The organism is Streptomyces sp. NPDC027672 (assembly GCF_055566335.1).
Window position 1 is genome coordinate 709,280 of the sequence record NZ_JBVHSO010000003.1, and the last position, 11,661, is coordinate 720,940.

Annotated in this window: 12 protein-coding genes, 1 tRNA gene and 1 pseudogene; 7 read left to right on the top strand and 7 right to left on the bottom strand. The window is 69.2% G+C overall.

Annotation, left to right across the window (positions count from 1 at the left end):
* Positions 1 to 99 precede the first annotated feature (99 nt).
* Positions 100 to 1,110, top strand: coding sequence for an MASE1 domain-containing protein (locus ACZ4SV_RS11220; protein WP_365883889.1), 1,011 nt, complete (start codon positions 100 to 102; stop codon positions 1,108 to 1,110).
* Positions 1,111 to 1,166: 56 nt separating this feature from the next.
* On the opposite strand, the gene ACZ4SV_RS11225 is transcribed toward ACZ4SV_RS11220, so the two are convergent.
* The 4 genes from ACZ4SV_RS11225 to ACZ4SV_RS11240 form a co-directional block, all read right to left on the bottom strand.
* A complete protein-coding gene (locus ACZ4SV_RS11225) occupies positions 1,167 to 1,928 on the bottom strand; it encodes an alpha/beta fold hydrolase (protein WP_365942160.1) in 762 nt (253 codons plus the stop codon).
* A 167-nt stretch (positions 1,929 to 2,095) separates the two neighbouring features.
* On the bottom strand, positions 2,096 to 2,413 hold the full coding sequence (locus ACZ4SV_RS11230; RefSeq protein WP_468003348.1) for a hypothetical protein: 318 nt from the start codon (positions 2,411 to 2,413) through the stop codon (positions 2,096 to 2,098).
* Positions 2,414 to 2,510: 97 nt separating this feature from the next.
* The gene (locus ACZ4SV_RS11235; protein WP_468003350.1) at positions 2,511 to 3,062 is read right to left on the bottom strand and encodes a GNAT family N-acetyltransferase; all 552 of its coding nucleotides are present in this window, start codon (positions 3,060 to 3,062) and stop codon (positions 2,511 to 2,513) included.
* 295 nt (positions 3,063 to 3,357) lie between these two features.
* On the bottom strand, positions 3,358 to 3,744 hold the full coding sequence (locus ACZ4SV_RS11240; protein ID WP_468003352.1) for a hypothetical protein: 387 nt from the start codon (positions 3,742 to 3,744) through the stop codon (positions 3,358 to 3,360).
* Between the two features lie 360 nt (positions 3,745 to 4,104).
* On the opposite strand from ACZ4SV_RS11240, the gene ACZ4SV_RS11245 reads away from it, so the two are divergent.
* The 3 genes from ACZ4SV_RS11245 (at position 4,105) to ACZ4SV_RS11255 (ending at position 7,061) form a co-directional block, all read left to right on the top strand.
* Positions 4,105 to 4,824, top strand: coding sequence for a DUF4232 domain-containing protein (locus ACZ4SV_RS11245; RefSeq protein WP_468003354.1), 720 nt, complete (start codon positions 4,105 to 4,107; stop codon positions 4,822 to 4,824).
* A 307-nt stretch (positions 4,825 to 5,131) separates the two neighbouring features.
* Entirely contained in the window at positions 5,132 to 5,560 is a 429-nt protein-coding gene (locus ACZ4SV_RS11250) for a VOC family protein (RefSeq protein ID WP_468003356.1), read from the top strand.
* A 379-nt stretch (positions 5,561 to 5,939) separates the two neighbouring features.
* Positions 5,940 to 7,061 carry a hypothetical protein gene (locus ACZ4SV_RS11255; protein WP_468003358.1) on the top strand — a complete coding sequence of 374 codons (1,122 nt, stop codon included), beginning with the start codon at positions 5,940 to 5,942 and terminating at the stop codon, positions 7,059 to 7,061.
* Positions 7,062 to 7,195: 134 nt separating this feature from the next.
* On the opposite strand, the gene ACZ4SV_RS11260 is transcribed toward ACZ4SV_RS11255, so the two are convergent.
* Positions 7,196 to 7,288: transfer RNA gene (locus tag ACZ4SV_RS11260), tRNA-Sec, on the bottom strand.
* Positions 7,289 to 7,790: 502 nt separating this feature from the next.
* Between ACZ4SV_RS11260 and ACZ4SV_RS11265 the strand changes: the two genes are divergently transcribed.
* Both ACZ4SV_RS11265 and ACZ4SV_RS11270 read left to right on the top strand, forming a co-directional pair.
* The gene (locus tag ACZ4SV_RS11265; protein WP_468003360.1) at positions 7,791 to 9,386 is read left to right on the top strand and encodes a polymorphic toxin-type HINT domain-containing protein; all 1,596 of its coding nucleotides are present in this window, start codon (positions 7,791 to 7,793) and stop codon (positions 9,384 to 9,386) included.
* A gap of 240 nt (positions 9,387 to 9,626) precedes the next feature.
* Positions 9,627 to 10,391, top strand: a complete 765-nt coding sequence (locus ACZ4SV_RS11270; protein ID WP_468003362.1) for a barstar family protein — start codon at positions 9,627 to 9,629, stop codon at positions 10,389 to 10,391.
* A gap of 92 nt (positions 10,392 to 10,483) precedes the next feature.
* Here ACZ4SV_RS11270 and ACZ4SV_RS11275 read toward each other — a convergent pair whose 3' ends face one another.
* Positions 10,484 to 10,666 (bottom strand): DUF7848 domain-containing protein, encoded by a 183-nt coding sequence (locus ACZ4SV_RS11275; RefSeq protein ID WP_468003364.1) that lies wholly within the window; start codon positions 10,664 to 10,666, stop codon positions 10,484 to 10,486.
* Positions 10,663 to 10,896, bottom strand: a complete 234-nt coding sequence (locus tag ACZ4SV_RS11280) for a hypothetical protein (protein WP_468003410.1) — start codon at positions 10,894 to 10,896, stop codon at positions 10,663 to 10,665. Before ACZ4SV_RS11280 ends, ACZ4SV_RS11275 begins: the two co-directional genes overlap by 4 nt.
* A 142-nt stretch (positions 10,897 to 11,038) precedes the next feature.
* On the opposite strand from ACZ4SV_RS11280, the pseudogene ACZ4SV_RS11285 reads away from it, so the two are divergent.
* A pseudogene (locus ACZ4SV_RS11285) lies at positions 11,039 to 11,564 on the top strand (XRE family transcriptional regulator); the annotation flags it as partial.
* Positions 11,565 to 11,661: the final 97 nt, after the last annotated feature.

Here is an 11,661-nt window from a genome sequence, read left to right on the forward strand (position 1 = left end):
CCCGGCCCGGCATCCGCTCCGGCCGGGTATTCAGCCATAGGGCCGGACGAGAGCGTGCCCGCCTCGCCGAGCGGCGGCCACCGGTGTGAGATGGCTGCTGTGGTGGGTATCGAGGACCTGCGCCGGCCGGGCGGCATCATCGTCCAGGTGCCGGCCGTCGCCGCCTGCTACTACGCGGCGGCCCGGCTCGGCCTGCTCCGCGAGCTGTCCGTCGAGGGCGCCGTCGTCACCCCCATCTGGCCGCCCACCGGCGTCGCCGTCGCCGCGCTGCTGATCCTCGGGCTGCGCTGCTGGCCCGGCATCACGCTCGGCGCCTTCTTCGCCGTGCTGTCCCTCACCTCGCCCGACGTGGAGATCCTCGGCGTCCTGTTCGGCAACACGGCCGCGCCCCTGTGCGCGGCGCTCCTGCTGCGCCGGGCCGGCTTCCGCACCGACCTCAGCCGGCTGCGCGACGGCCTGGCCCTGGTGTTCCTCGCGGCGCTCGCGTCCATGCTGATCAGCGCGACCATCGGCGTCGGCCTCCTCGTCCTCACGGACGGCCTGCCCGCGCGCGGCTTCTGGCCCGTCTGGCTCGCCTGGTGGGTGGGGGACGCGATGGGCGTGCTGATCGTCACCCCGCTGCTGCTGTTGCTGTGCCATGCACGCCGGCCGCTGCCCCTGGGCCGCTGGAAGGAGGCGACCGCGCTCGGCGCCGTCGCGTGTCTGGTCGTACCGCTGGCCGTGTTCAGCTCGATCAGCCTGCTGTTCCTCGTCTATCCGATCGTCATCTGGGCGGCGCTGCGGTTCCAGCTGGTGGGCAGTGCGCTGTGCGCGCTGCCCACCTCGGTGGTGGCCACCATCGCCGCCACGGACGGCGTCGGCGGGTTCACCGGCCTCGACCGGATCGAGGTGATGCTGAAGCTCCAGGCATTCAACGGCGCGATGGCCCTGACCGCGCTGCTGCTCTCCGCCGTGATCATCGAACAGCGCAACACCCGGCGCTCGGTGGAGAAGGCCTGCCAGGAACTGGTCGAGGTGCTGGAACACCTCACCGCGGGCGAGGCCCCGCCGCCCCGGCCCCGGCCGAGCCCCGCCGCCGACGACCGCCCGCGCCCGCCGGGCACCCGGTGACCGCCCCCGCCGCGAGGGCATGAGCTGCGGAGTGCCGGGATTTCGCGGGAGGCGGGTCAGGGCAGCCCCGCCCCGGCCCGCTCCAGCACGGCGGCGGTGTGTCCCGGAGAGGTGTGCGGGAAGGAGTGCGCTCCCGGGACGACTACGACCTGCCCGTGGCCGGCGAGGCTCGCCAGCCGGTGTGCCCAGTGCGGCGGGCTGAGGGCGTCGTGCTCGCCCACGACGACGGTGACCGGACAGCGCACCGAGGGCATGAGCCGCTCGGGCGCGTCCGACTGGGCCGAGCGGACGCAGGCGGCGAGGCGGCGGGGGCCGGCCTTCAGATAGGAGGGCAGCACGGCCGGCAGGACGCCGGGCGACTCGTGGACCGCCGTGCGCGCGAAGGCACGGACGAGCGGGCCCGTTCGTCGCAGGCGGGGCGGGAACGTGGGCGCCAGCAGGACGAGCGACGCCACCCGGTCGGGCCTGCGGACGGCCGCGTGCAGTGCCACCTGGGCGCCGGTGGAGTGTCCGGCCAGCACCACGGGGCCCGGCGCGACCTCCGCCAGCCAGCGCGCCACCGTGTCCGCGAGCGGTCCCAGCGTCGCGGCGCACGCCGGACCCAGCGGATCCCCGTATCCGGGAACGTCGAGCACTCGCGCCGGTCCCCACCGGGCACAGCGGTCGGCCGTGGACAGCAGGTAGCCCGGCGCTCCGAGGCCCGGGACGAGGACGACCGGTAGCCGTCGTCCCCGGAGGCGGAGGGTTCCGAAGCTGCGCACGCAAGCCAGGCCGGCGCGGTCGTGATGGACGTCCGTGTCCGGACGGGTCAGGCGCATCGCGGGTCTTTCCGGATCGAGGGCGGCCCGCTCGGCCCGCCGGTACCGGGGGCAGCGGCCGTGGTGGTCCGTGGCAGGGATCGCCGGGCACCCGGCGGCGCGGTCTGAGCGTCACCCGGTACGTGTGCGAGGGGTGCTGTCGGCCGTGGTCTCCGTGCCGCGGGTGTCTACCTGGACGGCGTGTCGCTCAGGGTGGACTCGAACCAGGCGATCTGGTCCCGCACCCAGGAGTCGCACACCGAGGTACGCCCGCTCGCCGGGGGGAAGAACGTCGCCAGCTGGTCCGCGATCCACGGGTCCGCGGCCTGGCGCGCGGTTTGCCGGCCGTCGGTGCCGTGCCCGGTGTCCGCGGCGGCCCGCTGGACCGTGGGGTGCTCGTGGTGATGGGGGGCCACTGCCATGGCCGAGCCGCCACCGGCCACGACGGAGCCTCCGGCTATGAGAGCGGTGACGCCTGCGAGAGCGATACGGCGGGTGAGCTTCATGGTTCTTCTCCTTGCTGGTCCGCCGTCCCGTGGTGATCACGCCACCGTGCGTGACGCGCGTGGTGGGGGGCGGCGCGGAACCATCCGGTGGGCACGCCTACCCAGCCGTTCCCAAGCCACACCCCAGTCCCTCCCGAGACGCACCGCCCTCCCGGCCGACGGCCTCCGGCGGACCCTCCGATCCGGTGCGGGCCCGCAACTGGAGCACGCCCACCGTCTGCCCTCCGCTCACCTCTCCGGTCGGGCGGAAACCCAGGCGGAGGTAGAAGTCCTCCGGGCCGTCCGCGCCGGGGTGCCAGCTCGCGTACAGCTCCGTGCCGCCGCGGCGGCGGATCTCCGCGGCGACGGCGTCGACCGCGAACCGGCCGTAGCCCCTGCCCTGCTCCCCGGCGGCGATGTTCAGCCGCCACAGGCCGGAGCGGAAGAGAGTGCCGTCCTCGTGCCAGTCGATGTCGAAGAAGGCCATCAGGAAACCGACGGGACGGCCGTCGTCGGTGATCAGGCGGGGCCAGGCGACGCCGTCGGGATGGACGTACGCCTCGGCCAGGGACCGGACCACCGGCGCCACGGCGTGCTCCTGGCCGGGGTGGACGCGGATGCCGGTCGCGGCGTCGAAGGTGCGCGGGGTTATCTCCTCGAGACGGATCATCCCGGCACCGTAGGGGCCCCGCGCGGGCCCCGGCCACGGGTTTTCCACGCGCCGGCCACGGGTTCTCCGCGCCCCGGCCACGGGTTCCGCGCCCCGGCCACGGGTTTTCCACGCACCCCGGCCACGGGTTTTCCGCACCTCGTGCGGCACGTCGACGTGGTGGCGTGGTGGCGTCGACGTGGTGGCGTGGTGGCGTGGTGGCGTGGTGGGCCCCGGCCGGCGAGGAGCGCGTCACGGCCCGGCCGGCCGCGCCCGGGTGCAGCGGTCCGCACCGTGGTCTCACCCGTACGGCGGTTCAGCCCTCCGAGCGGTTCGTCGGCCCCTCGTCGTCGCTGCCGGGTTCGGCGGCCGGCGTCTGCGTGCCACGGCGGTCGGGTGTGGGCGGGTGGGCGGCACCGGTGGCGCCGGGCTGGCCGCCGCCCGTCGTGCCGTAGCCCCCGGGAATCCCCGGCGGTGTGTCCGCGGCCGCCGCCGCCTCGCTGATGTGGCGCCGGGCCCGGACACCCGCCCGGCGCTCCGGATACGGGTAGTCGAACGGCTCGGCGGCGGCCCGCTCCCGCTCCTCCTCGAGCCGGCGCCGCGCGGCGCGCTCGGCCGCCGTCGCCTGCTCGTTCCCGGCCTCCCGGCCGCGGTCGGACTCGTGCTCGTGGTCGTATTCCTGGGCATGGTCGTGGTTCCTCATGCGGCGCCGAGTACCCGGGTGACGGCCACCTCCACCGGGTGCCCCGGCGTGCCGGGCGCCCCGGAGGCGATGGGCGGACGAGGGAACCCGGGGCGCGTCGCTGCCGCGCGGGGGAGTGGAACGGGCGGACGGGAATCGAGCAGGTGAGCGGCCGTGTCGACCATTCGGGACGGTCGTGCCGGCACCGTCGCCCGCGGTGTCCCGCGCCCGATTGCCTTGTTACCGAACACGGACAGAACCGAGCGAACGACGCCGGTGCCGACGTCGTCTCATGGGGTGCAGCGAACAGCCGATGCGGCCGGTCGCCCCGCGAGAGCGGGGGAGGTGCCGCGTCTCGGAGACCACAAGGGAGCCTTCATCATGACCACGCACCGCGCCCGCCGTACCGCCCGTTCCGCCGCCCTCGCCACCGTCACCGCCGCGCTGGCGCTGGGCCTCGCCGCCTGCGGCAGCTCCGGCGACGACTCGAAGGCGTCGGGCGCCGCCCCCGCCCCGGGTGCCGCGCAGGGCCGGTCCGCGTCCGACACGGACGGCAAGGGCGGCACGGAGCGGGCCACCAACGGTGGTGACCTCAAGAAGACGGTGCGTACGGCGACCGCGCAGGGCGGGGCGGTGGAGATCGCGGCCAAGGCCGCGACGGCGAGCGCCCAGCCGTGTCGTGGGGACGAGCTGCTGGTCACCGCGGTGCACCGGTTCGCCGGTCAGCAGGGCGACCACCTGCTGCTCACCGCGGTGAACGAGGGCACCAAGCCCTGCTGGGTCACCTCGTACCCGGGCGTGGTGCTCGACTGGAACACCGACAACGGCGAGAACGCCGCGCTGCCGCACTCGAAGAAGGACAACCCGGGCGGAGACAAGCACCTCACGCTCCAGCCCGGAGGCAAGGTGTACAGCGCGGTGAACCTCTTCGACTACGGCTCGAAGCACCACACGGCGCAGACGCTCGCCATCGCCCTGCGCGGCGCGGACGGTCACACCGGCCCCTTCTACTCCGTCGTCATGAAGGGCCAGAACCAGAAGTTCCGCTGGAACGAGGCCGACGTGCTGAACTGGAACACCGAGAAGCCGTACGACTTCTGACGGTCCGTCAAGTGATTCCTGGGTCGACCGCCCGAAGTCGGCGACGTACAGGGGGTGTTCTCACGTCACCGGCTCCACCTGCGGCCAGAGCACAGGGTGGGGGACGAAGTTGCCCCAGCCTGTGCTGGTCACTAAAGTCGGTCAGGTGACTGCCGGGTCGGCCATGGGCCATGCACGAGTGAGGCTCCCGGCCTCGGCGTGAGCGCGAGGCGGGCAAGAGGCCCGCCCCTTTCTCCGCGTCTTTGCTTCCCGCGCCCGTATGCGGCGCTTCACCACAGCGGATCCCAAGACCGGAGACCCACCACTGATGTCCTCTCCCCAGCAGTACCCGCATGCATCCGAACTGCCGTCGGCCGGTGTCCAGTTGAACCACACCGCCGTCTACGCGAGCGACCGGCACCTGTCCGCCGAGTTCCTCGCCGCGATTCTGGGCCTGAAAGTCGGTGCGCCGTTCGGGCCGTTCCTGCCCGTCGACCTCGGCAACGGTGTGACGCTCGACTACTACGAGAAGAGGGGCGAGCCGATCCAGTCACAGCACTACGCCTTCCTCGTGCCCGACGAGCAGTTCGACGCCATGATCGCCCGTCTGGAGGCGGTCGGGGTCACCTACTACGCCGACCCCCGTCACACTCAAGCCGGCCAGACCAACAGCCTGTTCGGTGGTCGTGGCGCCTACTTCGAGGACCCGGACGGCCACAACATGGAGATCATGACTCGGCCTTACATCCGGCCGTAGGGGTGGCGCGTACCGGTCGGTGATCAAGCCGGCCCTGAACCGCCGGCTCGCACCCCTCACACCCTTCACGCCCTTCACGCCTGAACTGCTGCCGCAAGTCGGTGGAAGTCGGTCACCGTCCCCAACGTGCGTGTGGGGGCGGTGGGTTGGGCTCCTCGTACGATGGGTGTCGACACCATGACGCAGTCGCGTGTCGTCGTCGACGCCGAGGATGGGTATCGAGGGATGACGAGACGTGCATAGCCGCGGAGTCCGGGCGTGACGGGCGTGCCACCGGAGTGACGCCCCGTACGACGGGTCGCTGTACGTCACGGTGCCGCCCGGTACGGAAGCGTGGCGGAAGCGGCGTGGAGTGGTGCGGGTCTACAGGGGGACGGGCATGACGACGACCGGGTCATCGGACGGGACACAGGAGCCACAGCCGGGCGGCGCCGACGGCATCCACGCGGAGCCGGCTCCACGACAGGCCGGACAGAGCGGGGACTCCGACGCCGGCCCGGCCGTGGTCGCGCGGCACCCACGGCGGAACGGCGCCGACGAGGACGGCACACCTCGTGAGAGCTTCGCGTCCATCGTCACCGAGGCACTCGGTCTGGCGCCCGGCTCCACCCGGCGGCGCAGAGCAGTGACCCTGCTGGTGATGCTCGCGATCGCTTGCGTGGCCGTCTTCCGGGACACGCTGACCGGCTACCTCATGATCAGTCCCAGTGTGGCCCGGGAGAACGACTCCAACGCGCAGTACGACGCCGACAAGGCGCCGTTCACGGTGTCCGTGCGGCCCGAGGAGGACGAGCCCGAGACATGGGCGGTGGTTTTCGACCGGGTGCTGACTTTCGACGAGAAGCGGAAACTGGTGGCCGCCGGCGACCGCGCGGCCGCCTTCTCGTACCTGAAGAAATGGGGAGGCCGCCTGCTCACCGACCGCGCCATGCTGGAACACGCCCCCGAGCGGTACAGGGACCAACTGGCTTCGGGCGCCCTCGGATGGTACGCCGACGTGTTCCAGATGAACGTGATGAGCACCCGGTCCACCGCGGTGGTCATCAACGGCTGGAAGGTCACCGACGTGACCTGCCGGAAGAGCGCCGGGCGCACCGTCGTCATCCTTCCGGAGCAGGGCGGCGCGTCCTACGAAGGTCTTCAGCTCAACATTCCGCCCCTCGCCGGCGAACCGGTGCTGACCGACGAGACCGAGGGACAGGGCGAGTCCTACTTCAGCACCCATTACCTCGAGGTCGGAGGCGGCCAGCCCTCGGGCGGTGTCAAGGTGCACGCGATCGCGCCACCCGGGCAGTCGTGCCGGTGGGGCATCAAGCTCCGCTACACCGACTCCTACCAGACCACGCGGTGGATGCAGCTGAAGGACGACAACGGCAAGCCCCTGCGCATACGTACCGACTCCACGCCCGTGAACACCCGGCAGGAGTGGGTGTTCATCGTCGCACCGTGGAGACTGTGCAACAGGGCGGAGCCACACACGTGCGTGCGCGCCACGCCTTGACCGAACCTGCCTTCACCGCCTGGCGAGCCGGGTATCCGCTTATGACATCTCGCCATGGGAGCGGATGCGCAACAGCTCTCCCATGACTCGGCACCCACACCGGGCCCGTGTCTGGCCGGCACGCGGGCAGGGAACGGAGGCGGACGGGAATCGAACCCGCCGGCCCGGGATCCCCGGGCCCCTCGGTTTTGAAGACCGGGAGGGCCACCAGGCACCCACACGCCTCCACCGCTCGCCAGGCTACCGCCCGAGGAGACCACCCCCACGACATCGACACCGGCCAGTCCGCCCACGAGGGGGACCCACCCGCAATATCCCGCCCGGCGAACCGGAGGAGATGGTCGCGAGACTGACCGCCCCGCCGGCGACACCGCACCGGCTGCCGCCCTGACCACCGCGAAGATGGGTGAAACTACGGCGTCGCGCCATTGCACTTACGCAGGGAAGGTGACGCTGGCAGCGACGAACGTTAGCGCACTAACGAATCATCCCCGCTGATGCGCTAGCGACTTGGTGCGGTTGTTCCGCTATCCGGGTGATACCGAGTTGCCCTACGGACACACAAACGACTGTTCGCACGCGCAGGGAAAGCCGGCGGAGAGTGAGCTAGCTTCCACAGGTTGAAAGGTCGCACATCCGGCCACTTTCCATTTCGCCCCGAACGACCAGCGACGTCCGCCCACATGGTGACTCCAGCTCCCGGATCAGAGGGCGGTGCGGGGCGCCAGGATGGATCAGGGCTTTATGTGGCCTGTTCTCCTGTACGACCCGGACGGCAATCGGCTCATAGCCCGCACACCCACCGAAACCACCCTCTACCTCGGCGCCACCGAAATCACCCTGCCCAAGGGCAGCACCACCCCCAAGGCCACGCGCTACTTTGACCTGAGCGGCGGCAACCAGGCCGTCCAGCAGAACGATGGCACCATCTCCTTCACCCTCGCCGACCACCACGGCACCGCCCAACTCGCCATCGCAGCAGACACACAGAAACTCACCCAGCGCCGCACCCTGCCCTTCGGCGGCAACCGAGGAACCAAGCCGACCGCCTGGCCCGGCACCAAGGGCTTCGTAGGAGGCACCGACGACACCAAAAACACCGGCCTCACCCACCTCGGCGCCCGCGAATACGACCCGGCAACCGGCCGATTCATCAGCGTCGACCCGCTCACGGCCCCGGCCGACCCACAAAGCCTGAACGCCTACGCCTACGCCAACAACAACCCCGCCACCCTGAGCGACCCCACCGGCCTCTGCCATCCCGATCAGTGCGGCATCGGCGTGCCGCGGGGGAACGTGGTGGGCGGTGACAGCGGAACAATCACCAAAGCGCCACCGGGAGCCGGCGGAGTAGGCGGTCACAGCTCCAGCGGGGCGGGATACCCGGGTCCGCTCCCGGCTGCGGCCAATGGCGACTCAAACAACATGGTGAAAATCCACGATGAGTGGCACGTCAAGCTCTACCCGGGCGTCTACTTCCCGGCCGACAACCCTCATCTCGACGAAGTCGCTAAAAGATTCAACCACTGGGTCGAATACCAGTGTGACCCCCACCGCTACGACTGCATGGTGGGAGACGGTCTCGCCGAATACGAGCGAATCAAGGCGAAGATGTTCTCCTGCGATTCAGATTGGGATTGCGGGACAGATTGGTTCAACCCCACCGACCTGATGGCTGCTGGAGTGAACGCAGGCCTGGTCGGAGGTAACGGTCAAGCCGGCCGGGTCGCCGGCCGTGGGGCCCGGCGAGGCGCGTCGGCTGAAGGCGGCCCGTGCAGTTTCGACCCCGACACCCCCGTCCTCCTCGCCGACGGCACATCCAAACCTATCAACAAGGTGAAGCCGGGCGACCGGGTGGAGAGCGGCGACCCCGATGACGGAAAGCACAAGGGCCCACGCAAGGTCACCGCCACGTTCGTCAACCACGACGACGACTTGATCGACGTACAGGTACAGGACCTCGACGGGAAGACCCAGACGCTCCGTACCACCTCCCTCCATCCCTTCTGGGACGACACCACCCACACCTGGGTGCAGGCCGGCAAGCTCAAGCCCGGCCACATGCTCAACACCACCCATGACAAGCACGTGCGGATTACTGCCGTGGAGGTGCGCACCGGCTCCGCGGACATGTACAACCTCACCGTCAGCGAACTCCACACCTACTATGTACTCGCTGGCCAGACGCCGGTCTTGGTTCACAACAGCAACTGCTCCAATGGGAAGCTGTCGGATCCCCTACCCAGGGGGATGAATGATCGCATCAGCCTACGACGACGTGAAGGCGGGACGGATTCCTTCGCACGACACTTACGGGGGACGTGAACACCCGTGGTGGGCAGGTTCCAAGGAGTACCGCGTGCCGGGTAGGCCGGAAACTGACAGAATTCTGGAAAAGGAGCTGCCGAACGGCGCCAAGGTGTACGGCTGGACGTCCACGCATTGCACGAAGATCCAACGCTTCAGTGCACCCCATTTCCCTGACTCGGGATGGAACTAGTAGCTCTATTGGTTAACTGGTGCAGCGACTTGATTGTCGCTGCACCAGTTCCGGTTTGGACAAGCATGGCTGGTGAATTGCCTGTAGTGGGCAAGGTAGATTTTCCGCTGTACGTGGTATCGGATGAAGAGTCCGGGAAGGTGCTTGTTGCCGCTGAAGGAGTAGAGGGGTTTTTTGTCGCCCCGGAAGAAGAGTCTTTGGGAGTGGCCTTCCTGAGGGCCCATGAGGTCGAGAAGGATAGGCGGAGGGTCGAAGATGCGGTGATGGCGGTCATGAATCGCCGACGGGAGAAGATCGGTGATTACTTCATTGGCCGGGTTGTGCTCGGTGGTACGGGCGTAGAGGAACCAGGCGGAAATATTTCGAGAGTCGCATGCCGGATTTTTGGTAATCGCTGCGAGTATCCCGAAGCGGAAAGAATTTGGCCGCGATGGGCCTCGGGGATCGCCCTGGAGAAGGGGGAATGGCTTCGGTGGCCGGCGAACTATCAAAGTGCATGGCTGCACGTCGTTCAGAATTCCTGGTTCGCTTCGAACCGTAGGGCTGCCCGCTATGGAATGGAGGACGTTATCCACTTGGACGGTGCGCAAATTTCCACGAAGTCGGGGTTCTATTGCGCATTGGGTGAGGCGGTCAATGGTCCGGGCGGGTACTTTGGATCGAATCTTGACGCTCTCGCGGACTGTCTTTCTTCGAGTTCTGGCGAAGGGCCCCCGGCGAAAATTATTTGGCGGAACTTTCAGGCGTCTCAAGAATTTCTTGACCATGCCTTCCTGGATTCGATTGTCGGACTAATGCGTGAATTCCGCGTAGATCTTGCCACTTGCTGACTTCGGGAGGCGTGTGCGTGTGAGCACATATGACGCCCTGTCGGATGGCATCTGGCGGGGCGTCTGGGTGACGGCAGTAGTTGACGGCAACGTCAGCGGACGGGAGTTGCACAGAGGGGTTGTTCGTTGCCGTCGTCGGGCTTGCCGGTGATCTCGGCGGGGTTGGTCTCTCTGTCCACGGCGCACTGCATCGCGTACAGGACTGGCTCCGCGTCTGGCTCGCGGTCGGGCTGGAGCGTCAAGGTCTCGTAGCGCAGGACCGAGCGAGGGGTCACCGTCTCCACCTCCGCTTGGCCACGGCCACCTTCGCGCTCGGCTCCTCCGTGGGAGTCGGCATACGTACGTCCTCGGGCGGCACGTCCCACTCCTGGCCACCGCGTGGCGGCCGAAGCTGCCCCATCACCACGCCCACCTTGCCGTTTCGTCGGTCGATCACCAGGGCGCTGGCATCGAGCGAGGCGGTGTGCCCGTCGGCATCAGGGGTGGGGACCGTCATCGTGACCACCCCGGCGAGGCGGCGCGCGACCGGGCGTCCAGTCCCAGGGCGGGAACACATGAGGGGCGCTCATTCGCACGTTGACGCTCCTCGGCGGCGTTGATGCGGGCCCCTGGGCCTGTTGGTGTCGAACGAGAGACTGTGAGCCGTCATGGCGGTGGGAGGCTGGACGTACGCCGCACTCGCCCAGCAGGTTGAGGTCGACCCCAAGTCGATCGAGCGCTGGGTGAACCTCGGGCGTATCCCAGGCCGTGCCACCGCCCTACAGGCGGCCAAGGCCCTGGGGGAAGACGTGCACGCACTCTGGCCGACGCTCCGCCGGGCCCGCCCCGCCCGGCATCAGCCCTGAACTGGTGGCGCTCTACGAGTAGCGGGCCGACCTCCCCGTTTCGACGTTCACCGACCTGATGGCCCAGGCCCGGGAACTCCAGGAGGCGTACCCGCGGCTGAACGAACTCCTCACCGAACGCGCTGCCGAAGGCTGCACCGTCCGCATCACGATCGGGGACCCCGACAGCGACAACCTCCAAGCCCGCGGCCAGGAGCAGCGGTTCGGCCACGGCATCGAATCCCGCTGCCGCCTCGCACTCATGCGCTACAGGCCGCTCGCCGGCACCCCCGGCATCGAAGTCCGCTCCCACGGAACCACGCTCTACAACTCCCTCTACCGCGTCGACGGCTAGGCAGTCTCGTTTGGATCAGTCGGTCGTTGGTCCGGGTGTGCCGTTGACTGACGCGCAGTGGGCGCGGATCGAGCCGTTACTCCCGGACCGG